The 24,119-nt window shown below is 69.5% G+C and carries 32 protein-coding genes and 1 tRNA gene; 16 read left to right on the top strand and 17 right to left on the bottom strand.

The window, feature by feature from the left end; genetic code table 11:
• Positions 1 to 25: 25 nt before the first annotated feature.
• The gene (locus tag AX769_RS16580) at positions 26 to 460 is read left to right on the top strand and encodes a hydrolase (RefSeq protein WP_239451831.1); all 435 of its coding nucleotides are present in this window, start codon (positions 26 to 28) and stop codon (positions 458 to 460) included.
• Positions 461 to 468: 8 nt separating this feature from the next.
• On the opposite strand, the gene AX769_RS16575 is transcribed toward AX769_RS16580, so the two are convergent.
• A complete protein-coding gene (locus AX769_RS16575; protein ID WP_066281586.1) occupies positions 469 to 1,353 on the bottom strand; it encodes a dienelactone hydrolase family protein in 885 nt (294 codons plus the stop codon).
• Positions 1,354 to 1,372: 19 nt separating this feature from the next.
• On the bottom strand, positions 1,373 to 2,341 hold the full coding sequence (locus AX769_RS16570; protein ID WP_066281585.1) for an NAD-dependent epimerase/dehydratase family protein: 969 nt from the start codon (positions 2,339 to 2,341) through the stop codon (positions 1,373 to 1,375).
• 134 nt (positions 2,342 to 2,475) lie between these two features.
• Between AX769_RS16570 and AX769_RS16565 the strand changes: the two genes are divergently transcribed.
• The 3 genes from AX769_RS16565 to AX769_RS16555 all read left to right on the top strand — a co-directional run bounded on the left by AX769_RS16565 (position 2,476) and on the right by AX769_RS16555 (position 5,956).
• On the top strand, positions 2,476 to 2,952 hold the full coding sequence (locus AX769_RS16565; RefSeq protein ID WP_066281584.1) for a DUF805 domain-containing protein: 477 nt from the start codon (positions 2,476 to 2,478) through the stop codon (positions 2,950 to 2,952).
• 32 nt (positions 2,953 to 2,984) lie between these two features.
• The gene (locus AX769_RS16560) at positions 2,985 to 3,893 is read left to right on the top strand and encodes a DUF1206 domain-containing protein (protein WP_082763877.1); all 909 of its coding nucleotides are present in this window, start codon (positions 2,985 to 2,987) and stop codon (positions 3,891 to 3,893) included.
• Positions 3,894 to 4,096: 203 nt separating this feature from the next.
• Positions 4,097 to 5,956 carry a hypothetical protein gene (locus AX769_RS16555; protein ID WP_066281583.1) on the top strand — a complete coding sequence of 620 codons (1,860 nt, stop codon included), beginning with the start codon at positions 4,097 to 4,099 and terminating at the stop codon, positions 5,954 to 5,956.
• A 67-nt stretch (positions 5,957 to 6,023) separates the two neighbouring features.
• Here AX769_RS16555 and AX769_RS16550 read toward each other — a convergent pair whose 3' ends face one another.
• Positions 6,024 to 6,875, bottom strand: a complete 852-nt coding sequence (locus AX769_RS16550; protein WP_066281579.1) for a hypothetical protein — start codon at positions 6,873 to 6,875, stop codon at positions 6,024 to 6,026.
• Positions 6,872 to 7,426 carry an RNA polymerase sigma factor gene (locus AX769_RS16545; protein WP_066281576.1) on the bottom strand — a complete coding sequence of 185 codons (555 nt, stop codon included), beginning with the start codon at positions 7,424 to 7,426 and terminating at the stop codon, positions 6,872 to 6,874. Before AX769_RS16545 ends, AX769_RS16550 begins: the two co-directional genes overlap by 4 nt.
• Positions 7,427 to 7,581: 155 nt before the next feature.
• Between AX769_RS16545 and AX769_RS16540 the strand changes: the two genes are divergently transcribed.
• The gene (locus tag AX769_RS16540) at positions 7,582 to 8,439 is read left to right on the top strand and encodes a VOC family protein (RefSeq protein ID WP_066281574.1); all 858 of its coding nucleotides are present in this window, start codon (positions 7,582 to 7,584) and stop codon (positions 8,437 to 8,439) included.
• Between the two features lie 385 nt (positions 8,440 to 8,824).
• Here the strand turns inward: AX769_RS16540 and AX769_RS16535 are convergent, their stop codons facing one another.
• Positions 8,825 to 9,172, bottom strand: a complete 348-nt coding sequence (locus tag AX769_RS16535) for a hypothetical protein (protein WP_066281571.1) — start codon at positions 9,170 to 9,172, stop codon at positions 8,825 to 8,827.
• Positions 9,173 to 9,251: 79 nt separating this feature from the next.
• Positions 9,252 to 10,280, bottom strand: a complete 1,029-nt coding sequence (locus AX769_RS16530; protein WP_239451830.1) for a zinc-binding dehydrogenase — start codon at positions 10,278 to 10,280, stop codon at positions 9,252 to 9,254.
• 28 nt (positions 10,281 to 10,308) lie between these two features.
• Between AX769_RS16530 and AX769_RS16525 the strand changes: the two genes are divergently transcribed.
• Positions 10,309 to 10,926, top strand: coding sequence for a TetR/AcrR family transcriptional regulator (locus AX769_RS16525; protein ID WP_157887688.1), 618 nt, complete (start codon positions 10,309 to 10,311; stop codon positions 10,924 to 10,926).
• A 36-nt stretch (positions 10,927 to 10,962) separates the two neighbouring features.
• On the opposite strand, the gene AX769_RS16520 is transcribed toward AX769_RS16525, so the two are convergent.
• A complete protein-coding gene (locus AX769_RS16520) occupies positions 10,963 to 11,352 on the bottom strand; it encodes a tautomerase family protein (RefSeq protein ID WP_066281565.1) in 390 nt (129 codons plus the stop codon).
• A gap of 98 nt (positions 11,353 to 11,450) precedes the next feature.
• Here AX769_RS16520 and AX769_RS24170 point away from each other — a divergent pair, with 98 nt between their 5' ends.
• Entirely contained in the window at positions 11,451 to 11,618 is a 168-nt protein-coding gene (locus tag AX769_RS24170; RefSeq protein WP_157887687.1) for a hypothetical protein, read from the top strand.
• Positions 11,619 to 11,712: 94 nt separating this feature from the next.
• On the opposite strand, the gene AX769_RS16515 is transcribed toward AX769_RS24170, so the two are convergent.
• Positions 11,713 to 12,000, bottom strand: a complete 288-nt coding sequence (locus tag AX769_RS16515; protein ID WP_066281563.1) for a hypothetical protein — start codon at positions 11,998 to 12,000, stop codon at positions 11,713 to 11,715.
• Between the two features lie 67 nt (positions 12,001 to 12,067).
• On the opposite strand from AX769_RS16515, the gene AX769_RS16510 reads away from it, so the two are divergent.
• On the top strand, positions 12,068 to 12,283 hold the full coding sequence (locus AX769_RS16510) for a hypothetical protein (protein WP_066281561.1): 216 nt from the start codon (positions 12,068 to 12,070) through the stop codon (positions 12,281 to 12,283).
• Positions 12,284 to 12,302: 19 nt separating this feature from the next.
• Here AX769_RS16510 and AX769_RS16505 read toward each other — a convergent pair whose 3' ends face one another.
• Positions 12,303 to 13,733: an FAD-binding oxidoreductase gene (locus tag AX769_RS16505; protein ID WP_239451829.1), complete on the bottom strand. Its 1,431-nt coding sequence runs from the start codon at positions 13,731 to 13,733 to the stop codon at positions 12,303 to 12,305.
• A gap of 68 nt (positions 13,734 to 13,801) precedes the next feature.
• On the opposite strand from AX769_RS16505, the gene AX769_RS16500 reads away from it, so the two are divergent.
• Positions 13,802 to 14,164 (top strand): hypothetical protein, encoded by a 363-nt coding sequence (locus AX769_RS16500; RefSeq protein WP_239451828.1) that lies wholly within the window; start codon positions 13,802 to 13,804, stop codon positions 14,162 to 14,164.
• A 10-nt stretch (positions 14,165 to 14,174) separates the two neighbouring features.
• Here the strand turns inward: AX769_RS16500 and AX769_RS16495 are convergent.
• A tRNA-Met gene (locus AX769_RS16495) sits at positions 14,175 to 14,247 on the bottom strand.
• Between the two features lie 100 nt (positions 14,248 to 14,347).
• Between AX769_RS16495 and AX769_RS16490 the strand changes: the two genes are divergently transcribed.
• Entirely contained in the window at positions 14,348 to 14,881 is a 534-nt protein-coding gene (locus AX769_RS16490) for a hypothetical protein (protein WP_066281549.1), read from the top strand.
• Between the two features lie 6 nt (positions 14,882 to 14,887).
• On the opposite strand, the gene AX769_RS16485 is transcribed toward AX769_RS16490, so the two are convergent.
• Positions 14,888 to 15,646, bottom strand: coding sequence for a class I SAM-dependent methyltransferase (locus tag AX769_RS16485; protein ID WP_066281548.1), 759 nt, complete (start codon positions 15,644 to 15,646; stop codon positions 14,888 to 14,890).
• A gap of 111 nt (positions 15,647 to 15,757) precedes the next feature.
• Between AX769_RS16485 and AX769_RS16480 the strand changes: the two genes are divergently transcribed.
• From AX769_RS16480 to AX769_RS24770, 3 genes are all read left to right on the top strand, one after another.
• Positions 15,758 to 16,201 carry a hypothetical protein gene (locus tag AX769_RS16480; RefSeq protein WP_157887686.1) on the top strand — a complete coding sequence of 148 codons (444 nt, stop codon included), beginning with the start codon at positions 15,758 to 15,760 and terminating at the stop codon, positions 16,199 to 16,201.
• 41 nt (positions 16,202 to 16,242) lie between these two features.
• Positions 16,243 to 16,815 (top strand): hypothetical protein, encoded by a 573-nt coding sequence (locus AX769_RS16475; protein WP_157887685.1) that lies wholly within the window; start codon positions 16,243 to 16,245, stop codon positions 16,813 to 16,815.
• A 188-nt stretch (positions 16,816 to 17,003) separates the two neighbouring features.
• On the top strand, positions 17,004 to 17,768 hold the full coding sequence (locus AX769_RS24770; protein ID WP_204249224.1) for a hypothetical protein: 765 nt from the start codon (positions 17,004 to 17,006) through the stop codon (positions 17,766 to 17,768).
• A 34-nt stretch (positions 17,769 to 17,802) separates the two neighbouring features.
• On the opposite strand, the gene AX769_RS16465 is transcribed toward AX769_RS24770, so the two are convergent.
• Both AX769_RS16465 and AX769_RS16460 read right to left on the bottom strand, forming a co-directional pair.
• Complete coding sequence (locus tag AX769_RS16465; RefSeq protein WP_157887684.1) at positions 17,803 to 18,576, bottom strand: hypothetical protein; 774 nt, start codon at positions 18,574 to 18,576, stop codon at positions 17,803 to 17,805.
• Between the two features lie 215 nt (positions 18,577 to 18,791).
• Positions 18,792 to 19,538 carry an SDR family oxidoreductase gene (locus AX769_RS16460; protein ID WP_066281538.1) on the bottom strand — a complete coding sequence of 249 codons (747 nt, stop codon included), beginning with the start codon at positions 19,536 to 19,538 and terminating at the stop codon, positions 18,792 to 18,794.
• 179 nt (positions 19,539 to 19,717) lie between these two features.
• Between AX769_RS16460 and AX769_RS16455 the strand changes: the two genes are divergently transcribed.
• Entirely contained in the window at positions 19,718 to 20,509 is a 792-nt protein-coding gene (locus AX769_RS16455) for a helix-turn-helix domain-containing protein (RefSeq protein WP_066281536.1), read from the top strand.
• Between the two features lie 24 nt (positions 20,510 to 20,533).
• Here the strand turns inward: AX769_RS16455 and AX769_RS16450 are convergent, their stop codons facing one another.
• Positions 20,534 to 21,103: a TetR/AcrR family transcriptional regulator gene (locus AX769_RS16450; RefSeq protein WP_082763875.1), complete on the bottom strand. Its 570-nt coding sequence runs from the start codon at positions 21,101 to 21,103 to the stop codon at positions 20,534 to 20,536.
• A 112-nt stretch (positions 21,104 to 21,215) separates the two neighbouring features.
• Here AX769_RS16450 and AX769_RS16445 point away from each other — a divergent pair, with 112 nt between their 5' ends.
• Entirely contained in the window at positions 21,216 to 22,370 is a 1,155-nt protein-coding gene (locus tag AX769_RS16445) for an epoxide hydrolase family protein (RefSeq protein WP_066281528.1), read from the top strand.
• Here AX769_RS16445 and AX769_RS16440 read toward each other — a convergent pair.
• The gene (locus AX769_RS16440; protein ID WP_066281525.1) at positions 22,367 to 22,678 is read right to left on the bottom strand and encodes a transcriptional regulator; all 312 of its coding nucleotides are present in this window, start codon (positions 22,676 to 22,678) and stop codon (positions 22,367 to 22,369) included. The two genes, AX769_RS16445 and AX769_RS16440, sit on opposite strands and share 4 nt — an antisense overlap.
• Positions 22,675 to 23,106, bottom strand: a complete 432-nt coding sequence (locus AX769_RS16435) for a chemotaxis protein CheY (protein ID WP_066281520.1) — start codon at positions 23,104 to 23,106, stop codon at positions 22,675 to 22,677. Before AX769_RS16435 ends, AX769_RS16440 begins: the two co-directional genes overlap by 4 nt.
• 128 nt (positions 23,107 to 23,234) lie before the next feature.
• On the opposite strand from AX769_RS16435, the gene AX769_RS16430 reads away from it, so the two are divergent.
• Positions 23,235 to 23,618: a DUF3566 domain-containing protein gene (locus AX769_RS16430; protein ID WP_066281517.1), complete on the top strand. Its 384-nt coding sequence runs from the start codon at positions 23,235 to 23,237 to the stop codon at positions 23,616 to 23,618.
• A 302-nt stretch (positions 23,619 to 23,920) separates the two neighbouring features.
• Here AX769_RS16430 and AX769_RS23195 read toward each other — a convergent pair whose 3' ends face one another.
• Positions 23,921 to 24,082, bottom strand: coding sequence for a YqaE/Pmp3 family membrane protein (locus AX769_RS23195; protein WP_082763874.1), 162 nt, complete (start codon positions 24,080 to 24,082; stop codon positions 23,921 to 23,923).
• Positions 24,083 to 24,119: the final 37 nt, after the last annotated feature.

Below are 24,119 nucleotides of genomic sequence, written 5' to 3'. Positions count from 1 at the left end.
ACCGCGGGCGTGGTGGAATGGACGCGTGACCATCGCGGCGAAGCAGTTGGGGAGCCCCGCCCCGGCAGGCGGCTGGCCCGACTGGGTGTTCACGGTGCCCTACTCGGCATCGGCACACCCGCAGCCGATTGATTTGGAGCCCATCGCCGACGGCGCGAACTGCCAGCGGTTCGCCTACGCCGTGCTCGAGCTCTTTGGCCGCCACATTGCCCCACATCGATCGAGCGAGCTGTGGGCCGACCGAAGCCTGCAGCACATCGAGGCGACGGAGGCGCAGCGGCTCGACCTCGTCCTCTTCAACAGCACCGCGGACGCCTGGGGCGCTCATGTCGCTGTCGCGCTCGGTGGGGAGCTCCTGCACCTGTGCGCCGAGGTCGGGCGCCCGGCCGTCTGGAGGTGGTCGGACTTCGCCGCGCGGGATCGGTATCGCGTCATCGTCGGTGTCCTCCGAGTCGCCTAGAGCCTCTGCTAGAGGGTTCGCTTCAGCCAGGCAATGGATGCCTGGATCGTCTCTTGCGTGAGCTGGTGGCCGGATGCTGTCTCGCGGAACTCGCAGACGCCCGGGGGGAAGGCGTCGATCACCTCGTGGACACCTTGGATCGGGAACCACGGGTCGTCCGAGCCTGCGGACACGAACAATCGACGGTCTTCCATGAGCGCGGCGATCGCGGGGATATCTCCGCGCCGGGTCAGGTCAGGCACGAACCAGGCCGGATTGTGCGGGATCTGGCGTTCTCGAAAGGAGGCGAGTGTGCCGATCCCGCACGAAATGACGCCGACGGTCAGGCGCGAGTCGAACACGAGAGCGAAGAGCGCGACCTGACCGCCGAGCGAGTGGCCCATGATGCCAATGGGCCCGTCGACGTTGTCCTCGAGCCAGGATGTCGCAACGGCGAGATCGCTCGTGTGCTTGGCCTGCAAGCTCGAACCCTCTGCGATACGCCAGAGGGCGTCAAAGCGCTCGGCAGTGGATGCGTCGTCCTGAGAGCGCTGGCGATCCTCGAACCCGACGAGGTCGGGGATGAGAGTCGGCAGGCCCGCTTCCGCCAGGCGCAGGCCGAAAGCCAGCGCGGGGTCACCGCGGAGCCCGGCCGGCTCGCTCTTGCCGAGGTCGAACCGGTCGGCGTGCTGGTGGACGGCGATCATTGCTCGGGGCCACGGTGGCGGTGTGGCGGGCGTGAGGTAGAGGCACGGGATCAAGTCGCCGTCTTGGCTGCCGAGGACGACCGACTCCAGGCCGATGTCCCCGATCGGGTCGAGCGGTCGTCGTTGCACGGTCACGGGCCGGATGGATCGCGGGTTGGGGAGGCGGAGCAAGTCGGCGACGAGACCCGAGCCGCGCGTGTCTGTCATCCTGCGATCCTGGCACCGATCAGGACGCGAGGAGGGCCGCCTCGTCGGCTCGAGTGAGGCCGGCGCGGCGGGCGCGGTCGAGACCGCGGGCGAGCTCGTCGGCGAGGGTGCGGGCGATCGTGTCACGCAGGGGGCGGAGGCGGCCGCCGGCGGCGAGGTAGGCGGCGTTGCTGCGTCGGGCGAAGCCGGTGTCTTCGGCGGGCAGCCAGAGGGGGAGGGAGCGCGGCCCGGACCAGTACTCGACCCCGTGGTCGACGAGCCAGGCGTCGTCTCGGGCGATCGTTTCGCCGTCGAAGCCGGTCGCAGCACGGATGCGGTCGAGCACCTCGTCGAACGGGTGCGAATCGCCGACCGCGTTGATCGTGCCGACCCGGCGACCGTGCCCCGCCGTCACGATGAACGCCGCGAGGTCGGCGACGTCGATGACCTGCACGAAACGGCCCGTGGCGGTGGGGGAGAGCACAGCGCCGCCGCCCTGCAGTCGGGCGGGCCAGTAGCCGAACCGGTCGCTCGGGTCGCCGGGGCCGGCGATGAGGCCGGGGCGCACGGTCAGCAGCCGGTCTCCGAGACGCGCGGCCGTCGTCTCCTCGACCGCGACTTTGACCTTTCCGTAGCCCCCGGTCTCGTCTGGTGCCTGGAGGGCCGCCGACTCGTCGGCCCCGGGTTCGTCGTTTCGGGCATTGACCGAGACCGTCGAGACGAGCGTCCAGTGGCGGGCCTTGTCGGCCAGGGCGTCGAGCGCCGAGCGCACCCACGTCGGGTCGTAAGTGATTTCGATCACGTCGTCCCACTCGCCTCCGAGGTCGCCCTTCAGCTCGTCGTAGGCGCGCGGGTCGCTGCGGTCGGCGCGGACGAGGCGGGCACCGGCAGGCACCGAACCCGAGGCACCGCGCGCGAGGCAGACGACCTCCGCCCCGGTCTCGAGGGCAGCCCGCGCGACCTCGTTGCCCAACCAACCCGTCCCGCCCAGCACCAGAATTCGTCGCATGCGAACAGCCAACCAGGATGCGAGAGCCCGCGCCGTGCATCCGCTATCAGCAGCGCCGCGTGGCGGTTCCTTCGGCCTGGCGCAGCCCCCTAGGCTCCGGTGAGGAAAGTTCACGACTCAATGAGGAGCCCCCCGTGTCATATGCACCGCCGCCCGCTTACCAGCCGCCCGCTTCCCTGTCGCAGGGTGAGCCTCCGCTGAATCAGCCCTACTACGGCGCGCCTTTCTCGGTGGCCGTGCGGCGCTACGTCGCCAAGTACGCCACCTTCTCGGGCCGTGCGAGTCGGTCCGAATACTGGTGGTGGCAGCTCGTCGCCGCTGTCGTCGGCATCGTCTACTCGATCCTCAACTCCGCGCTGCGGGGTGCGCACGCCGGCCCGACGAACGTCTACTTCACGAGCCCCGGGCAGTCCGTCGTCGAGATCCTCTACTTCATCTGGGCGTTGGCGAACATCGTGCCGTCGCTGGCCCTCGCCTGGCGCCGCCTCCACGACACCAACCGTTCGGGCGCGTGGTACTTCATCGCGCTGATCCCGATCGTGGGCGGCATCATCCTGCTCGTCTGGTTCTGCAGCGCCGACAAGGGCGAGGGGCGGCGGTTCGACCGGTAACGCGGCAGCCCTGTCGCCGATAGCCTGCGCTGATGAGCGAGGCGGGCAAGACGACCGGGTCGGGTGCGGCCGAGGCCGCGAACGCGATCGGCGATGCAGCCGACAAAGCGGGAGACACCGCCGACAGGGCGGCAGACACCGCCCAGGACGTCGCCGACGACGCATCCGCGAGCAAACCCTTCCGCATCGCGGCGCGCAGCGGGTACGTCGTCAACGGCGTGCTGCACGTGTTGATCGGCGTCATCGCCATCAGGATCTCGACGGGCAACGGCGGCACGGGCCAGGCCGACCAGTCGGGGGCGCTGCGTCAGATCGCCCGGGCTCCCGGTGGCGTCGTGATCCTGTGGCTGCTCGTCGTCGGTCTCGCAGCCCTCGGTGTCTGGCAGATCGCTCACCTCGTGCGGTCGCGCGGTAGTCAGCGCGAGCACCTGTGGTCGCATCGCTTCGGCGACGTCAGCCGGGCCGTGGTGTTCTTCGCCATCGCGGTGACGGCGTTCACGTTCGCGCGCGGCAGCTCGACCGACTCGACGAAGGCCTCGAAGACGCTCAGCGCGCGGATCCTGCAGGCCCCCGGCGGCGAGCTGCTGCTGATCGCGGTGGGCCTCACCGTGCTCGGCGTCGGTGTCTACTTCGTCGCTCGCGGCGTCTCGCTGAAGTTCCGCAACGACCTGTCGGTGCCCGCGATGCCGATGGGTGCCGTGGTGACGGTGGCCGGGCCCGTCGGTTATATCGCCAAGGGCGTCGCGCTCGGTGTCGTCGGCGTGCTGTTCGTGGTGGCGGCGTGGACCTTCGACCCGCAGAAGGCGACGGGCCTGGACGGCGCGCTGCTCACCCTCGCGCACCTGCGATTCGGTCGGGTCATCCTGCTCGCCGTCGGCATCGGCGTGATCGTCTACGGCCTCTATCTCGGGGCGCGGGCGCGGTGGGGGAAGCTCGACTGAGGGGTTGTTCTGCTCGGCCGGGGTACAGGCGATCGGGCAAACATGCAGACTCTGCAGTATTCCTTCCGAACGACCCGGTTCGCTGATATGTTCCGATCGTCGGGGTTCAACGTGAGCCTTCGACGCTTTTGCCGTCAGGATTCGAACAGGGTCGGAGACGACGGGCAATGACGCTCATCTCTACCCGAAAGAGCCATTTTCCAGTGAACAGAACTCTCTGGCGGAGGGGTCTGGCCGTTCCGGTCGTCCTCACGCTTTCTCTCGGCGGCGCCCTCGTCGCGACGATTCCCGCGAACGCAGCTACCGCCGATCCCAGCGCGACCAGCGCGGCGGCTCCCGCGGCGACCGGTACCCCGGCCCCCGCGGCGACCGGCACCCCGGCTCCCGCGGCGACCGGTACCCCGGCCCCCGCGGCGACCGGCACCCCGGCTCCCGCGGCGACCGGTACCCCGGCTCCGACCGGCACGCCAGCGCCGGCCAGCACGCCGACGCCGACCACCACTGCGACGCCCGCTCCCACGGCCACCGCGGCTCCCACCAGCAGCCCGGCGCCCACTGCCGCGTCCGCGCCGGCACCCGCCGCCGCGACTCCCACCGCTCCGGTGACGGCCGACGCGCCTGCGACGTTCGCGGTGACGAGCCCGGCCGACGGCAGCACGGTGGCCTCGCGCACGGTCACCTTCGCCGGGACGGGCACCACGGGGGAGCCCGTCAACGTCCTGACCGCTGACGGCACCAGGATCCTGCAGGCCAACCCGGGTGCGGACGGCGCCTGGTCGGGCAGCTACACCTTCTCGAACACCGCGGCCACCACCGAGGTGCTCTCGGCCAACGAGCCCAACGTCGGGCCCGATGGTGCATCCAGGACGTTCACGATCACACTGCCGGCGCCGGCCCAGACGCTCAGCGTGACCAGCCCGACGAACGGTGCCAACGAGACCTCGCGCACCGTGACGTTCATGGGCACGGGCTTCACGGGCGAGCCAGTCAACGTGTTGGATGCTGCGGGCAACCGTCTCTTCCAGGCCGACCCGGGCGCCGACGGCACCTGGTCGTCGACCTACACGTTCGCCGACAGCGACGCGGTGACGCAGGACCTCAGCATCAACGAGCCCAACGTCGGTCCTGCCGGTGCCGCGCAGAACTTCACGATCACCCTGCCCGCCGCCACCACGGTCGCCCCGACGTTCACCGTCACGGCGCCGACCAATGGGGCGACGGAGACGTCGCGCACGGTCACGTTCACCGGCACCGGCACTGACGGAGAGCCCGTCAACGTGCTCGCCGCGGACGGCACGCGCCTCTTCCAGACGCTGCCCGACGCCTCGGGAAACTGGTCGGAGACCTACACCTTCCCCGACTCAGCAGCCGTGACGCAGAACCTCTCGGCGAACGAACTGAACGTCGGGCCCACCAACCCGCCGATCTCCTTCACGATCACCCTCCCGGCCGCGACGACGTCGGTGCCGACCCTGGCGACTCCCACTATCACCTCGCCGACGAACGGTCAGCACCTGACCGGCGGCCAGGTCACCTTCACGGGTACCGGAACCCCCGGGGCGAACATCGTTCTCGCCGTGGTCCCCACCGCTGAGGTCCAGGCCGCTGAGGCCCAGGCCGCGAAGGCGCAGACCGAGCAGGCCAAGCTCGCCGCCCCGAAAGCTGCGACGCCGGCAGACCCGCAGGCACCGATCGTCGTGAACAGCAAGGGCACCTGGAGCGTCACCGTCGCCCTGACGCCGAACGACTACACGGTCGAGGCCGAGTCTCTGCTGCTCGACGCCTCCGGCCAGCCGGTCGTCGACGCCAACGGTGACCCGGTCGTCTCCGGCCCGTCGAACGACGTCGAGTTCGTGCTCGCCGCCGCGGTCACCACGACTGCTGCGACCGGGCCGACGACGCCCATCGCGACGACGCCCACTACGACCACCACGGCAGCTGACGGCAGCCTCGCCTTCACCGGCTCGAACCCGGCCCCGGCCGTCGGCTTCGCAGCCCTGCTGCTCGCCCTCGGCGGAGCGTTCACGTTCATCGCGCGTCGTCGCCGTCGCCTGAACGGCTAGTCCAACCCCGAGGAAGGCCCCGGCGTGTCGTCTGCGTCGGGGCCTTTCTGGCTGGTGTGGGCCGCTGCTACTGCGGGTGCGCCGCCTGCCAGAGGTCGTCTACCTGCTCGAACTCGCGCGGGTAGCAGACCGTGTCGGATTCGGCGATGCCGTCGCCTGGAATGCCGTACTGGAAATTCGTCTCGTTGTCGGGGATCTGCCCGAGGTCGTAACCAGCAGCGCTCATGCACTTCTCGTAGCGGTGGAAAGCGGCCACGTACTCGGACCGGGTGATTTTGTGATCCGCGATCTCGGCGAGTTGGGCGGGCGATGGCTTGGCCGGCGTCGGCACCTTCGCCCAGGACGCCCACACGGCGTAGCGGGCGTCGGCCGCAGCGACGATCTTCACGACGCCGCCCTGGCTCGGGTCGACGCGAAGCGAGTATCCGGCGGGCGTCGTCGTGGACGGCTCGTCGTCGGAGCTCACCCGGCATCGGCCGTTCGTGACAGGGAGGCCGGATGCGAACGTGAGGGTGAAGCGCCCGGCCGTCACGCACTGAAAGCCGATGGCCACCGCGTTCGCGCCGGGAGGCGCATCGCCGAGCGAGAGCGAGTCCGGGCCCGAGGTGATCTCCGACACAGGGGCGCCCAGCAAGGTCCCGTGCTGCCCCTCCGTCATGTCGTACGCGCCCGTCGTGGCGACTCCTCCGGCCAGGACCGCGTCGTCCCGCGTGCCGAGCGCGGCGGCCGCGGTCAGGCCCCCGGAGATCCCTCCGGCCAGCACGAATGCGGCGAGGAGTGCGCAGAAGGCCTTTCGCGTGAGGCGGCGATGTGGCCGGGCTGCCTCCTGCATCACGGTCTCGACGAGGGCGTCGCGCATCATGGTCAGCCGTGGCGAGTGCGGCGCGTCGCCAGGGGCGGTGATGTCGATGTCGTTCATGACGATGCTCCTATGGGTGACGTGGATGCCGTGTACTGCTGTTTGAGTCGGCTCTTCGCGCGACTCAGGCGCGACTTGACCGTGCCCGGCGGCACGCCCAGAGTCGCGGCCGCCTCGCGTTCGCTCAGGCCCTCCACGACGCAGAGCACCAGCACCTCCTGGTCACGAAGACTCAGGCGGGCGAGTGAGGTGCTCAACGCGTCGTCGGCAACGGTGTCGGCGGTGTCGGGCACAGGTGAGTCGACGGGGAATCGGGCGAGAAAGGCGCGGTAGCGACGTTGCGCGCGCGTCAGGTTGTGGGCGGTGTTCGTGGCCGTGACGAGCAACCACGGCAGGATCGACGCGTCGACGAAGCGCACGCCGGCCCGCTTCTCCCAGGCGGTCGCGAACGTGATCGCGACGACGTCGTCCGCGTCGGCGGCTGTCGGCACGAGCGCGCTGACATGTCGTCTCAGGCGGGGCGCGTGCCGGTCGAAGATGCGGCCGAACGCGCGGCCGTCTCCGGCGACTGCCAGCGCCCACTCTCGTTGATCCCCGGTGATCGTGTCCATGCCCTGTACTGTCCGGCGGCCGCCCGTCGGTTCCACCCGCCTCTAACATAGTCGCGCTGTGGTCGGCTTCTCGCGTTCGCCGACCGCCCCGTCGCGCGCTCGGCGTGACGGTGGCCGGTGCTAGACCTGGGGCCACCGACCGATGGAGGACACCGATGCCCGGAACCGAGAGAAACGAAGACGCGCTTCCGCCCCGCACCTATCCGCAGGGAGTGCCGAGCTGGATCGACGGCCGGCATGCCGACGTCGATGCCGCCGAGGCGTTCTACAGCGCGCTGTTCGGCTGGTCGCTCTCAGAGCGGCTCCCGCCGCAGGCGCCGGGGTCGTACCGCATCGCCACGCGCGACGGGCTCGACGTGGGGGCGCTGGCCTCGCTGGCCGACGGGGCAGCGTCAGGCTGGGTCACGTACTTCGCGGTGGACGACGCAGACCAGACGGCGCAGACCGTGCGCGATGCCGGAGGAGAGGTCTTCGGCCTCGAGGACGCGGGGCGAGGAGGGGCTGCCGGCCGCAGCGCGTTCTGTCGTGATGACCGCGGCGTGCTGTTCGGGCTCTGGCAGGCGCGGGAGCGCCTCGGGTCGCAGTACATCAACCGACCCGGAGGGTGGGTGTTCAGCGACCTGCGCACCCCGGATCCTGAAGCCCACCTCGCCTTCTACCGGAAGGTGTTCGGCTGGGCCGTCATGGACATGGGGCCGGATTCGGCCCGCATGCTGGGCGTGCCGGGCTACGGCGATCACCTCGCGGCGACGAGCGACCCGCACATTCGTGAGCGGCAGGCGGGTGCTCCCGCTGGTTTCGCCGACGTGTTCGGGGCCGCACGTTCGACCGACGGGCCCGCCACCTGGCAGGTCGGCTTCAGCGTGGCCGACCGCGACGCCGCGGCGCAGACGATCGAACGGCTCGGCGGCAGGATCGTCGCAACGGCCGACGAGAAGTGGACGCGTCTCGCCGACGCCCTCGACCCGCAGGGAGTGGCGTTCACGATCACCCAGTTCGTGCAGCAGAGGTGACCTCGCCGATGGTCAGTCGCGGACGGCGGCGACGGCCACGTCGTCGATCCTGGCCCCTGCCTCGCGCAGCGCGACGACCATGTTGTCGAGGCACTTCGCGGCCTGCCCGGCGTAGTCGCCGACACTCGCGGTCGAGCCGTCGTCGTTGAGGGGCAGGCTCCGGCGAGGAAGATCAGCCGCGCCTCGGCCGGTGCCGTCGCGGCGTAGGCGTACTCGGCCACGCTCGACAGCGAGGCCGAGCGGATGAGGGTCACGGTCTTCGGCATGTCGCTCCTTCGCGTCGTGTGCATTGCCGCTGCCAGTGTCGCAGGGTCGCGGTCGTGCGGCTCGTCTCGGATCCTCCGCGCGTAGTCGTCGCGTCCCGGCCCGGCCGGGCCCGCCGGCGTCACGTCCTGACCGTGAGGATGAACTCCGACGAGATCTCTCCGACGAGGCGCTCCGACCAGGGATCACGTAGCAGCCCGTCGTCATCGTCGTCGAAGTGACGGAGGGCTGCGCCACTGGGCAGCCGCAGGATCGCGCGGGTCGACCCGTCATCGAGCACCATGGCGATGTCCGTGATGCGGCCCCGAACACGTCGATCGGGCACGGTGACGTGGTGGACTTCGGAGAAGCAGTTGCGGCCGTCGCCGCCGAGGTAGCTGACGCAGTTCAGGTCGACGAGCTGCCCGCGCTCATAGGCCGCGCCGCAGCACTCGTGCTCCCAGCCCCCGACCTCCACGACCACGTCCACACCTGCACGATAGTGCGATCCCGACTGCGCCTCCCGACTGACCCTGCATGGTGGCGCGGCGGCCCGGCGTCGCCTCGGATCAGGGCGTGAGCACGATCCGCCCGAAGACCGTCCCCGCGTCCATCCGGCGGTGGGCCTCGGCGGCATCGGCGAGAGGCAGGATCCCGTCGACGACGGCGCGGAGCTCACCCCGAGCCGCGCGGGCGAAGATGTCGGCCCGGGCGGCGTTGCGCTCGGCCATCGGCACGGTGTCGAGGCTGAACGTGGCGAACGAGAGCGAGCGCTGGAAGAGGCGCATCAGGGTCATCCCGAAGTCGGCCGGCGGGTAGCCCCCGACGACTCCGATCGAGACGAACCGGCCGTTCGGGGCGAGCAGCTCGACGAACGACGGCAGCTCGGGGCCGCCCACGATGTCGATGACGACGTCGAAGGCGCCGGGAGCGTCGTCGCCCTCGGCAGGCTGCGCCGTGCGATCCAGGATGCGGGTCGCCCCGAGATCCCGCAGGCGCCGGCCCCGCTCGGGCGACGAGGTGGTCACGCCGATTGCGCTCGCCCCGGCCGCTGCCGCGAGCTGCAGGGCCATGATGCCGAGGCTTCCCGCCGCACCGCGCACGAGCACCGACTGACCTGCTTCGAAGCGCGCGTGCTCTAAGGCGAAGTGCGCGACCGGGCCCGCGCCGCCGAGCGCGACGGCGTCGCTCGACCTGAGGGCATCGGGCAGCTCGGTCACGTCGTCGAGATGTGCCACGGCCCGTTCGGCGTAGGCCCCGCTGGTGCCGGTGAAGGCCCAGACCCGCTTGCCGACCCATGATCCTGCAACCCCCTCGCCGGCCTGAGTGACCCTGCCGGCGACCTCGCTGCCGGGCACCATCCCGACGGGGAAGGAGCTGCCGAGGGTGCCGCGGCGGATCACGGCGTCCACCCCGCCGACGCCGATGGCCTCCACCTCGATCAGCACCGAGCCGGCGACCACGGCGGGCTCGGGTCGCTCCGACAGGGCCAGGCCCTCGGCGGGGCCGAACTTCTCGATCGTGATGGCGCGCACTGGGCTCTCCTCGTTCGTCTGGCGGGCCGAACGGGAGCCGCCGAAACCGACGGTAGTGGACACCCCCGTCCGCTTGACTAAAGTGAGGCAGATGCCCGACTCTTTGCCTCGCTTGCTGCGCTCCGACGCCCTCGACAACCGCGACCGGCTGCTCGACGCCGCGCGCGGGCTGTTCGCCGAGCAGGGCCTCGGCGTGCCGATGCGCGAGGTCGCACGCCGCGCCGGCGTCGGCCCCGCGACCCTCTACCGCCGCTTCCCGACCAAGCAGGATCTCGTCGGGGCGGCGTTCGACGACGAATTGCGAGAGTGCCGTGCGGTCGTCGAGACGGGGGCCTCCGACCGTGATGCCTGGAGAGGTTTTCGCTCTGTCATCGTCGGCATCAGCGAGCTGAACGCGCGCAACCACGCCTTCGTCGAGGCCTTCACGAGCGACTTCCCCGACGCCGTCGACTTCGCGGCGCATCGTGCCGAGTTGCTGCGCCTGCTGGCCGGGCTGGCGAAACGGGCGCAGGATGCCGGCGGGTTGCGCTCCGACTTCGTGCTCGACGACCTCGTGCTGGTGCTGCTCGCCGGCCGGGGCGTGTCGCAGGCCCCCGTCGCGACGCGGCTCGCTGCCGCCCGCCGTTTCGCAGCGCTCGCGATCGACGGCCTCCGTGCTGCCGGCCAGCGCGAGCCCCTGCCGCCGCGGGCGCGGCTGCTCGCGTCGTGACCGCCCGGGGCCGGTGCCGGCTCGGGTAGGTCGGCCTCAGATGTCGACGCGATACCCGAGCGCGAGGTCGGCGGCGTTGACGCCTCGAATGCCCCAGTTCACCTTGGGCGTCTCGGTCAGCGTGATCTCGACGCTGTGCGGCAGGATGCCCGCCGTCGACTCGATTCGCGCGAAGAGCGCGGCGATGAGCGCTCGTTTCGCCGCCTCGGTGCGACCCTCGAAGAGCGAGATCTCGACGATCGTGTAGTCGGGCCCTCGATCGTCGGGGTGGATGAAGTCGTCGGCGTCGAGGGCGACGAAGCGATGGAACTTCTTCTCGGCGGGGTAGTCCAGAGCCTCCATCACCGCGGCATGGATGGCTTCGGACAGCGCGCTGCGGTGCTGCCGGAGAGACTCGCGGTGCCCGTAGACGACTACCTGTGCCATGGGGAGCAACCTATCGGCGAGGCTCGAACTTGCCAAGGGGGAGGGGTCCCGTTGAGCTCGCGACTCGTCAGTGCTCGTCATAGGCTCGGCTCACGGCGATGCGGTGGCTCGATTGGGATTACCACTTCGGCGAGTTGACGATGAGTATCCGATTCCACGACGTCGAAGTGACGACCACTGCCTCCACCGCGAGCGAGCGGAACATGTTGGCGATCGCCGGCAAGAAGGGCAGTGCGTCCCGTCGGGCGGACAAAACAAGCACGTGAGGGGCCTTGAGGCGCCTCGGGCGCCGGTTCTTCTCAGTAAGGGTCGGCGCGAAGCCAAACGCCCGACAGCTGATCGCCCGCGCCGGCGCGAGAGTCAGCGGCGGCGCCGCCTCAGGTGGTACACGACGCTCGGCACGTACAGGATCACGAGGAGGGTCGCGATCGAGGGGAAGACGAGGCGCCAGGCGTCGTGCGACGTGATCGAGGCGGGCAGGTTGAAGTACGACGTCACGGCGGCGATGAGCCAGACAGCGGCCAGGAGGACGCTCGCCCAGAGCGATGAGGAGGCGACCCACCACGGCTGCTTGGGCCGGATCGGGAGTGTCGGCTGCTCCTCGCGCAGGCCGAGTCGCGCAAGCCCGTCGCCCTCGTCATCGTCCATGGGCGAGACGATAGCCCCCTCCGCGCGGCGCGGCCGGGCACGTTGTGGCGCGGGTAGGTTGAGCGACATGAGCAGAATCGCGCGCATCGTCCTTGTCGTCGTCGGTGTCGTCGTGCTGGTCGTCGGGGCGGTGTTCGCCGGGCAGGGGCTGAACCTGATCCCGGGCAGTTCGATGACGGGCGACAGGATGTGGTTCTACATCGGAGCGATCATGGTGATCGTGGGCATCATCCTCATCGTGCTCGGTGCGCGGCGCTCGGCCGACAGCCGAGGCAGACGCTAAAGCCGCGAGCCGCGGAGCATCAGAACGCCTTGCCCGGGTTGAGGGTGCCGCGCGGATCGAGCGCGTCCTTGATCGAGGCGTGCATGGCCAGCACGCGCGGGCCGAGCTCGGCACGGACACCGGGCAGCTTGAGCAGGCCGACGCCGTGCTCGCCCGTGACCGTCCCGCCGAGGTCGAGGCAGTCGGCGACGATCGTGTCGAACGCCTGTTTCGCCCGGGCTTTGGCGGCGTCATCGCCGATCGGGGTGATGATCAGCGGGTGCAGGTTGCCGTCGCCGGCGTGCGCGATGTTCGCGATGGTGACGTCGTTCGCCGAAGCGGTCGCCTGGATCCGGGCGAGCATCGTCGGCACCTGCCTGCGGGGCACGCAGATGTCCTCGGTCAGCACCGGCCCGAGGCGCTCGAGCGCCGGATAAGCCAGGCGGCGGGCCAAGAAGAGCCGGGTGATCTCGTCGGGGTCGGTGGCGCGTTCGACGTTCGTGCCGCCGGCCGCGTCGAAGATCTCCTCCACCCGGTCGGCCAGCTCGTCGCCCGCGGCCCCGCGCTCGTCGATCCGGCAGAGCAGCAGGGTGTCGACGCTGTCGGGCAGGCCGAGGTGCTGCCACTCGTCGACGGCCGTCAGGCAGGCGTGGTCGATCAGCTCGAGGGCGGCCGGGACGATGCCCGCGCGAGAGATCTCGGCGACGGCCACCCCGGCATCCTGAAGCGACGGGAAGTAGCCGATGACGGCCCGCTCGTCGCGACCGCTCAGCGGCAGCAGCGTCACGGTGACCTCGGTGATGATGCCGAGCGTGCCCTCCGAGCCGACGAGCAGGCCGGTCAGGTCGTAGCCGGCGACGCCTTTCGCGGTCTTGCGGCCGAGGTGCACGACCTCGCCGTCGGCCAGCACCACCGTCAGGCCGAGCACGTAGTCGCGCGTCACGCCGTACTTCACGCAGCAGATGCCGCCAGCGTTCGTGGCCGCGTTGCCGCCGATCGTCGAGATGGCCGAGCTCGCCGGATCGGGCGGGTACCAGAGGCCGCTCTTGGCAACCTCGGCCCGCAGGGCGTCATTGATGACCCCGGCCTGCGTGACGGCGTAGCGCTCGTCGACGTTCACCTCGAGCACCTCGTCCATCAGCTCGAGAGAAACGACAACGCAGTTCAGGATGCCATTGGCCCCGCCGGACAGACCGGTCCCCGCCCCGCGCGGCACCACTCGCACCCCGTGGTCGCCGGCCCACTTCACGACGCGAGCGACGTCCTCCGTGCTGCGCGCCCGAACGACCGCGAGGGGCGCCGTGTAGTCGGCCCACTCGGCGTCGTCGTGGCTGTAGCGCTCGAGGCTCGCGGCATCGGTCAGCACCTGGTCGTCGTCGAGGATGTCGCGGAGCGCTGCCGCAGTAGCCGCCGTCGCAGTGGCGGCCGCGGCGCGGTCATCGTGGGAGGTGGTGGGTCGAGTCGTCGTCACCCTCTCACGCTAGCTCTCCTGCCTCGGTACGGCTTCCGGTCGTCGAGCCGTTCGGGCACGATGAACTCGTGACGACAACAGATGCGGTAGCCCCGACCATCACTCTGTGGCGACCGGCCGGCCCGGAGGAGATGGAGCTCGTGCGCCGGAGCGGCTCGACGCGATGGCCGCCACGACTGCCCGACCAGCCGATCTTCTATCCGGTCTTGAACGAGGAGTACGCCACGAAGATCGCCCGCGACTGGAACGTCAAGGCCTCCGGTGTCGGGTACGTGACTCGCTTCGAGGTGGCGAAGTCGTTTCTCGACGACTACGACGTGCAGCAGGTCGGCGGCCGCACCATCCTCGAGTACTGGATCCCGGCCGAAGACCTCGAGGCTCTCAACGACAACATCGTCGGCTTGATCGAAGAGGTCGCCGTCTTCCGCTGAGACGCAGCCGTAGCGGGAGCGGGACTTGAACCCGCGACCGCACGATTATGAGTCGTGTGCTCTTCCGACTGAGCTATCCCGCCGCGAGAACCCACAGTAAGCAGACGTCGATGCGGCCGCTCGATTGTTACGCGCGGGCGGGCCTCGCGGTGTCGGCCGCCGTCCATGGCCTAGATTTTGCCCATGCCCTTTGAGCAGAAGTACGACGAAGCGACTCGCAACGCGGCGGCGGCCCGCGTTCTCGAGCGGCGCGCGACGAACCCCGGCGACCGCTCGGTGCTGCGTGTCGTGTCGGAGGAGTTCAACGTGGGGCAGCAGTCGCTGCGCGCCTGGGTCGCGGCTGCTGAGGCGGAGGACGAGACCGCGGCCCCGGCGTCGGCGTCGGCGTCGGCTGCGGCTTCGGCTCCGGTCGCGAGGAAGCGCAGGCCCCGGTTCTCGCCGGTCGTCACCACGAAGATCGCGGCCGACACGGAGCCACAGCCACAGCCGGAGCCCGAGGCTGCGGCACCGGTCGCGGTCCCTGCCCCCACCGCGTCCGTCTCGGCTGTGACGCCTGCGCCCGCCGCGAGGCCCGCGCCCGCCGCGATACCTGACCCCGCTCAGACCCCCGCGGTCACCCCACCGAACCGCGTCGCCGCCCTCGAGGCAGAAATCCACGCGCTGACCCGCGGCAACGACGCCCTGAAGGCAGCCATGCGAGTCCTCCTCGGCGGCTGACCCCGCCTACAGCGGCCGCAGCCGGAAGATCAGGATGCCGAGGTACTTGTTCATCCACTCTCGCTTGTGCGGGAAGCGGCGCGCGGCATCGTCCGACAGGTGCGGCTCGACGGCCGCCTCGACTCGCAGCCCCGCGGCACTGACGGTGTTGAGCAGGTCGGACATCGTGAAGGGCCGCTTGGTGAGGCTGATCTCGTCGTTCCAGCCACTCCGGTAGGTGAAGGTGGCGGCGGTCGAGAAGTACTCCTCGCCGAGAGTGGTGCCGTTCTGCTCGGCGCGCTCGAGTGCGTACCGGACGGGCTGCGTGCGAGTGAGCAGGATGAACCCGTCGGGCGCGAGCATCCTGCGGGCATCCGTGAGCGTGCGCACAGGATCCGACGCGTACCCGAACGACTGAAGGAACATGACGCGGTCGAACGTGCGACCGTCGAGCTCGGCGATCGATCCCAGCTCCGACAGGTCGCCCTGGACGAGCTTCGGGCCGGGCGGCTGCGTGGGCAGGAAGTTGCCGCTGATGTCGACGCCGACCGAGTCGACTGCGCCATCGAGGGTCAGCTCGAGGAGCTTGCCGCCGTTGCCACAGCCGAGATCCAGCACCGAGCGCCCGGCGACGTCGCCGAGTATCTCCCGCTGCGCCGGCCACTCGACCAGCCGATCAAGCGAGTCCTCGCGACCCCGGTAGTGCTCGTAGTCGGGAGCCAAGCGGCTCCAGGGCTCCGTCGGATCCTGCCCTTGCGCTGCCCCGGTGCCCTCTGCCTCCGTCACTCTCGCATCCTACTGATGGGCTTGTCGCGTGTCGCCGGTCGATCTCCGGGACGAGGGATGTCGTCCTCACGCCCGATGGCCGGCAGCGCCTGGGTTGCCACGATGTGTTTCATGAGGGCACGACGAAAGCCGCGGACGCGCCGCGCCCTCGTGACCTGCCTCCTGGTCGCCGCCGTCGCAGCGACCGCTGGCGGAATCATGCACTGGCGCGTCGCGGTCGCGCAGGTGCCGCTCGTGTACCTCCGCGCTGCGGAAGCCCACGACTGCACCCTCACCGAGGCGCTCAGCGCCACGGACGACGAGCGACAGGTCGCCTGGTGCGGCCGGCGTTTCTCGCTGCTGGGCACACATCCCGATCTGCTGTCCTTTAAGAACATCGCCAAACCGATCGACGAGCCCGAGTTCGGCCAGAACGGGCCGCCCTCGCAGTGCTACCCCGTCGACATCACCGAGACCAACATGACCGGCGCCCAGCCCGGAGCGATGCCCGGTTGGCAGTTCTGCTTCATTCACACTCCGGCCGGCTGGCGCCTCGCCCAGGAGGGCTACGGGTGATCCGCGCCGCGCTCATTCGCCCGCGGCTCTATCGTGACTTCATGCGCAGCGAAGACTTGAGCCCTAGCACGGTGAGAGCCGCAGCCTGGCTCGGCGAGCAGATCGGCGCATTCGAAGCGCTGCGAGGGCACCGCGTGACGAAGTGGCAGGGGTCGGAGTGGGCCTTAAGGTTCGATGACGAGTCTGACGAACCAGCCCAGTTCGACGACCCGGAAGTGCCCTGCGTGCAAGCGATCGAGCTAATCGCGGTCGTCGAGGGGCAGGATCCCGTGTGCTTCTGGGCTCCTCAAGATGACGAGGGATTTGGCCTCGGTATCGAACGGAGACACTGGACGCGTCGCCACTCGGGTGGGGCCCTTCGTTCGCGTGAATCATTGCCGTTGCCCACGGGGATCGTCGAACGCGTCGAGGTGCGCGTCGAGCACTCGTGCATCTCCGAGGTGGCGATGCAAGTGGGTGGAGTCGACATCCTGCTGGTAGCCGGTGAGGTCGGAGACGCCTGGGGAGAACTCCTTCAGTGGCACCGGTTCGACGAGCAGGTCCTGGCCTTCCCGAATGCATCCGATGCCGACCAGATCGACTGGGTCCCGCCGCGGCCTCCCGGGCCCGCTTGACCGGAAGTGTAGCGGCACGTCAGCCGCGCGACCCGAGGCGCGTCATCTGCGGGCAGTGGCACGTCGCGAAAGGCCGAAAGCCTGCGGCTCGTATATGGCAACGTTCTGCGAGCGCGAGTACAGCGTCTCGTCTCGTCCGCTCCGCTTCGGTCGCGCAGTCGTCGTCTCGCTTGCGGCACCATGGACGCGTGGACTATCAACGCGTGACCTGGGCGCACGACTTGCCGGAGGAGCCCGTCGAGCTCTACGCCGAGATCGACGCGGGATTCGAAGTGCGCAAGGTCGACGTCTTCGGTGACGGCTCGATGACTCGCGCGGATGCCGCGAGCGGGTCAGGGGCAACCTGGCTGTCTCTCGCGCGGATGCCATCCTTCGAAGAGATCGCGCAGGATCCCGAGTTCCTTCCGGTTCGCATCACGGCGGAGGAGTTCGAGCGCGCCTGGGCCCGGGCCGGGGATTCGGCTGCCGCTGCGCGCGGCGGCAGTGCGACCGCGAGGCACGGGATCGCGTGGTCGGCGTTCGTCGAGGCTTTCGGGGAGCGACCTCTGGTGCTGCCCGACGGTGTGTTCGTCGGCTCCACGTCGGCCGACTGGGATTCGGTCACGGCCGCCCTCGAGCGTTCCCGTTGGGACGTCGTCGTCAGGGGCAATGACGGATCTCGTGCGTTGTCCGACATCAGGGAAGGCCTCATGCGGCTGAGCACGATCAAAGTCCGCCCACGGCCAGACGTCATGCTCAACTTCTTCTTCGACGACGAGGCGGTGCTCTTCGACATCGATCTACGTGAGATCACGGATCAGGATGCTTTCGACCAGATCCTCGATGTCATCGAGACGCTCGGGAGAGCCGTGGAGAAGGATTGCGTCATCACCGACGAGGGGGGCCGCAGCGCGCCCGTCCTCACTTGGACACGGGCCAGCGGCCGATTCCGCCTCGGCCCCTCGCTGCGATGACCAGGCAGGGCCTCCTTCCCATTCCGGGTGGCGGTCAGCCTTGACCGGGGACGGTCACCTGCACGTCGACGCTCGAAGAGTTGTTGTCGCAGGCTATTCCGATGGTCTGCTCGTCCCGATTGTCCGCCTGCCCGGCGGCGCCGGCGGGCGCAGCGAGGACGGCTTCGCGGAGGGCGCTGGTCGCCGTCGCGGCCCATCCGGGGTCGCCCGGCTTCGACGCGATCGTGTCGAGCTGCGAGGCCGCTTCGGCGCGCTCCTGCTGCCACTGCGCGGCCGTCGACAAGTGCTTCTGGTAGCTGAGGTCGGCGTTGTACGTCGTCGAGTCGGGAACGGAGTAGGCCTTGCAGAACGCGGCCAGTGCGGCATCCTGCCGGAAGCGTGTCGTCGTCGCGACGGCCTTCGCGCTGAACTTCTGGCCGCCCGTGGCGGCGCTGACGTCGATCGTCACCGACGAGGGAGTGCCGATGATCGGAACGAGCGTCGGGTCGGCCTTGTCGCAGACACCGTGCCGTGAGATCGACGAGGTCGTGTTGGTGGCGACCCACGCACCCGTGCCCGGGCAGGAGACCGTCACGTCCACCCCGTGCTCGCCCGTCGGAGTCTGCACGACCAGAGTGACGGGCGCCGGCCCGGTCTTCGCCCCGACCGTCCATCCTGTGCCCGTCGCGCTCACGGCCGCGGCAGGCGTGCTCGTGGCTTTCGAGATGGAGCCCGGCTCGCTCACACTGCTGCCCGTCTGCGTGCACCCCGCCAGAGCCGCCACCAGAGCGATGGCCGACACGACGACCCCCACGTTTCTCAACTTCATACTTCCCCCATCAAGACGCTTCCTCAGATCGTGCCAGACGAACGGCCGGTAGCGGTACATCGCGCGACTGAGATTCTGCGCGCGGCTCCGGCCGGTCTCGGGGCAAAGAAGTTCAGCCCTCGGACCACGGCGAGAGGGCCAGCGCAGGATAGATCGCGCCGGCCATTTACCCGGCCCCGCGGAGCGGCTACGGCAATACAGAAGCTCGACCCGCGTCAGGCAGCACCCCCATTGACGTGGACGACCTGGCCGTTCACCCACCGGCCCGAGGTCGCGAGGAAGACCACGACGTCGGCGATGTCGCTCGGCTCGCCGATGCGCCCGAGGGGTGAGCGAGCGGCGAGCGATGCGGCTAGCTGCTCGCCGCCGCTGCCGCCGAGATAGTTCTCGAGCATCTCGGTGCGGACCGGCCCGGGCGAGACGGCGTTGACCGTCACGTCGCGACCGGCGAGCTCTCGGGCCAGAGCCAGGGTGATCGCTTCGACAGCTCCCTTCGACGCGATGTAGGCGATGTTGCCCGGCTCCTGCAACCGGGTGGCCGAGCTGGCGATGGTCACCAGGGCCCCGCCGGGCCGGAGGGTTCGAACGGCGTGCTGGCCGACGACGAGCGCCCCGCGCACGTTCGTCCGCAGGATCGCGTCGAGCTCGTCGAGATCCAGGTCGGCCAGGCTCGTGAGCGAGCTGACCCCGGCGGCGTTCACCACGACGTCGATGTCTCCGAACTCGTGTTCGGCGGCGTCGAACATCGCCCGGACCGCGGAGTCGTCGGCCACGTCGGCGCGCACGGCGATCGCGTGCCCTCCGGCGGCGACGATCCGGTCGACGGTCTCGGCCGCTGCGGTGGGCGAGCCTGCGTGGCCGACGACCACGTCGGCTCCTGCGGACGCCAAGCGGAGGGCGATCTCACGCCCGATGCCTCGTGAGCCTCCGGTGACGACTGCTGTTCTCTGGTGATGCTGCATGGGCACTCCTTCCGTTCGGTGGCCCCAGCATCGACGCCCTGGAGAAAGACGAGAAGAGCAGGGTTCGAGCCTGGGAGTGATCCGTCCCTCCCTCGACGGCGCCGTCGAGACGAGAATGGCCGTATGAAGACGGCGGCCTCGGTTCGGGTGGGGAGTTCCTCCGCGCTCGCCGCGGCGCGCTGCAGCCCGGCGACGTCGGAGTCGACGAGACCGGCTCGATCCGGCGCGTGCCGGGCCTTCGGCGCGAAGAGCTCGCTCGGCTCGCAGCGATCAGCGTCGACTACCTCACCCGTCTCGAGCAGGGCCGGGTCACCGCCTCCGCGGGCGTGCTGGCAGCCCTCGCTGACGCTCTCCGGCTGACGGCCGACGATCGCCGGTACCTCGCGGAGGTCTCGGGCACGACCGTCGGCACACCCCCGCACCGGCCGTCTCAACGGCCGCGCCCGGCGATGCAGCGCCTTCTCGACCAGCTCACCGAGACTCCCGCCATGGTGCTGGGGCGGCGGATGGACATCCTCGCCTGGAACATCGGCGCGACGTCGCTGTTCGTCGACTTCGACGCCCTGCCGATCGATGATCGCAACTACGTGCGACTGCTCTTCACGAACCCCGTCATGCGTGCGCTCCACCGGGACTGGCGACACGACGCCGAGAGCTGTGTCGCCGCGCTGCGCACCGAGAGCTCGCGTTTCGGAGACGACCCCCGGCTGACCGCTCTTGTCGACGACCTCAGCGCGAGGGACGACGACTTCGCGGGTTGGTGGGCATCTCACGCGACCTCCACGGCGACGTACGGCACGAAGCGCTACCACCACCCGGTCGTCGGCGACCTCACGCTCGACTGCGACATGTGGGGCGACTCCGGCGACGACGGGCAGCGGCTCATGGTGCTCACCGCCGAGGCGGGCACTGCGTCGGCGGACAGCTTGCGGCTCCTCGCGTCGTGGTCGGCGACGGCGACCCGGCGCTGAGCCCAGCCCGAACGAGGGCGTCAGTCAAGCCCCGGCGTCTGCGAGACCTTCGGCGCGCGCTTCGGGCACACCCAGCAGCAGGAGGCTGGTGATCGTCGCCGCGCAGGCGTCGAGGGCGCCGTTCGAGTGATGGCTGTCGGCGATCGTGAAGACGGTGGCGTAGGCCAGCTGACTCAGGATGCCGGCGGGCAGGTGACGACCGAACACCCCGGCATCCTGTCCGCGCTGCACGAGATCCGCCAGGATGTCGTCGACGGGCCTCAGGAGGGCGTGGATCTCGGCCCCGTACTCGCCTCGCCGCAGCGCCACGACCACGCGGTAGCGGTGCGCCAGTGGCCACAGCCGGGCGACGAAATCCACCCACATCGCGTCGGCTCTCTCGTCGGACGCCGTGACCTCGGTGAGCACATCGGTGATCTCGGCCACGGCCCGTTCCGTGAGGGTACGCACCAGGTCTCGCCGGTTGGGGAAGTGGCCGTAGACGGTGCGACGGACGACGCCGGCAGCCGTGGCGACGTCGCTCATGGCGGCATCCGGATCCTGACCCAGCACCTCCAGGGCGACGTCGAGGATGCGCTCGCGGGTCTCGTTCATCGCCCCATCGTTGCACATCGGTGTGCAATGCGCGTAGATTGCACACCGGTGTGCATTGCACACCCGTGTGCAACGGCCTGTCGCACTCACAACCAGCGAGGAGAACCACGTCATGACCGCATCGAATCCGTCACCCCTCATCCGCCCCTTCACCGTCGCGATCCCGGATTCCGAGATCGACGACCTCGAGCAGCGGCTGGATCGAACCCGCTGGCCGAATGCCGAGACCGTCGCGGATTGGTCGCAGGGTGTCCGTCTGGAGAACGCCAAGAGCTTGGTCGAGTACTGGCAGCACGACTACGAGTGGCGCCGCTTCGAGCGCGAACTCAACGGCTTCCCGCAGTTCGTCACGGAGATCGACGGGCTCGACATCCACTTCCTCCACGTCCGGTCGACGAATGCGAACGCGATGCCCCTGATCCTGACGCACGGCTGGCCTGGCTCGATCGTCGAGTTCGTGAAACTGATCGGCCCGCTGACCGACCCCGAGGCGTTCGGGGGAGACGCCGCGGACTCGTTCGACGTCGTCATCCCGTCGCTGCCGGGGTTCGGGTTCTCGGGCAAGCCGGCCGAGACGGGGTGGACGGTGTCGCGGATCGCGAGTGCCTGGGCAGAGCTCATGGCGCGTCTCGGCTACGAGAAGTGGGCGGCCCAGGGCGGCGACTGGGGTGCGGTCGTGACGACTGCCCTCGGAGCCATGCGGCCCGAAGGTCTGCTCGGGGTCCACCTGAACACGCAGTACGCGTTCCCCGCGCCGATCCCCGAGACGCTTTCCGCCGAAGAGCAGGGTGCCGTCGACACCGTCGCCCTCTACACGGGCTATCTCGGCGGGTCGAACCACCTCCAGGCGACGAAGCCCGAGACCGTCGGGTTCGCTCTCGCCGACTCTCCGGCGGGGCAGGCGGCCTGGATCTACGAGAAGTTCCAATCGAAGACGGACAACGACGGCCTCGCCGAAGACGCCCTCAGTATCGACGACATGCTCGACGCGATCTCGCTCTACTGGTTCACCAACAGCGCCGCGTCGTCCGGCCGCATCTACTGGGAGAACAGTTCGGGCAGCCTCGCCGGGCCCACGCTCACGCTGCCGGTCGCAGTGACCGTCTTCCCTCGTGACATCCCGCGCCTGCCGCGAAGTTGGATCGAGGACACCTACACGAACCTGATCCACTACGGCGAGGCTGCCCGGGGCGGGCACTTCGCTGCCCTCGAGCAGCCCGACATCCTCGTCGATGAGATCCGGGCGGGGCTCAGGAGCCTGCGCTAGAGCTGCCCCGCGATGTCGCGAAGAGCGGCGAGGTGAGCCTTCCACCCGCGGCGCCCCGCCGCGCTGAGCGCGAGCGTGGTGCGAGGCGTCTTGCCGACGAAGCCCTTCTTGACGACGAGGTAGCCGGCCGCCTCGAGCAGCGCGACCTGCTTGCTCAGAGCCGAGTCGGTGATCTCGACGGCGTCGCGAACCTCGGCGAAACTCAGCCTCTCGGCCCGGTCGAGGGCCGCCGCGATCGAGAATCGGATCGGGTTCTGCAAGACGTCGGAAAGCCGATGCCGAGGGTGAGCGTGTTCGGTTGCCGTCATCGTTTCGCCTCGAGGGCGGCCGCTGTGAACGTCACCGCGAAGACGAGGCCCGACGTGATGCTCGCCAGCACGATCGAGCCGTGGGCGAACGACACCACGGCGATCGCGCCGACATAGGCGGCGAGCCAGGCGGCAACGTAGATCGTCCATCGGCGACTCCAGGCGAACGCGAGGCGCCCCTGCGTCGTCAGCAGGAAGAAGATCAGAGACCCGAAGACAGCAGCGAGCGTGCCGACATAGGTGAGGCCGAAGGCGTCGCCGACGGTCATCGCCATGCCGAGTGTGCCCAGGGATGTCGAGGTGCCGAGTGCCAGCAAGAAGGTCACATACGGCCACCGGACGGCGTCGTGTGCGCGTCTGCTGATGCGGTCGGCGTCGTCGAGCATTTGCTGGGCGGTCGTCGGCGTGAGGTCTGCGTTACTGGTCATGGCGCTCCTTCGGTTGCCTCCAGCTTCTCATTGACCTGCCAATGTGGCAAGTACTTTCCATTGATTTCACTCAGAGGGTCTGAGCGATTCTGGGCGGGTTCTTCGAGGGATGCGGTAACGATTGACAAATGCTGGACACCGACACGCGACAGGTCCGCCTCAACGTGGTGCACCTGGGCCTGTGGACGGCCGCGAAGAACGCCCTCATCGTGGGTGTGCTGGTCGGCATCGTCACAGTGATCGCTTTCTTCCTCGGGTGGACGGCGTTCTCGAACTCGGGCGGCATCGCCTCGCTGGCCTCGACGCTGTCGGGCGGCGGATCGTCGACCGAGGTCGCGTCGATCGAGAAGGTGGTCAACACGTCGAGCGTCATGGCCATCGGAGTCGTTGTGGCTGTGGTGCAGGTCGTCTCGATCATCGTGCTGGGCGTCGTGGGCGCCGCGATCTACAACGGCTTCACGCATCTGGCGGGCGGTCTTACTCTCGGTTTCAGCCCGCAGGGTCGCCGCTAAGTCTCGTGCACCGCTCGCCTTCGGGGTCTTTCCGTTTATTCGGTGGTTCGAGACACTCCGGGGTGACGGAGACGCGCCGAAGTCTGCCGCCGGGGACCGGGCAGCCCCGTGAGTGCATGGAATCCGGGCAGGCGAAGCACTGCGGCGCGGGAATCTACGCACTCGGCGGGAAGCGCAGCGCGCGAAGTCGGCGAGAGGGCAGAAACGCGCGCTCAGAAGGCTCGGGCCATGACTTTCCGCCCTTTCGGCGCCGGGCGCAGCGCGGCGCCGGGCGCGGCGCGACGGCGCCGGGCGAGCAGGCGTCAGTCGCGCGTGACCTGGTAGATGCCGTAGACGACGCCGGGGAAGTGGCCGATCAGTTGCAGCAGTATCGCGATCAGCACTTTGACGCTCGGGCCCTCGTGGATCAGCACGGCGAGGAACGGGAAGAAGAAGCACAGGATGATCAGCAGGAGTCGGCGCATCCCCCGAGCATGTCAGGCCAGGGCACGACAGGGCCAG

The sequence above is a fragment of the Frondihabitans sp. PAMC 28766 genome, assembly GCF_001577365.1.
In the GTDB taxonomy this organism is placed as follows: domain Bacteria; phylum Actinomycetota; class Actinomycetes; order Actinomycetales; family Microbacteriaceae; genus Frondihabitans.
Note: the sequence above shows the minus strand (reverse complement) of the source record. Positions and strands in the feature narration are given on the sequence as shown.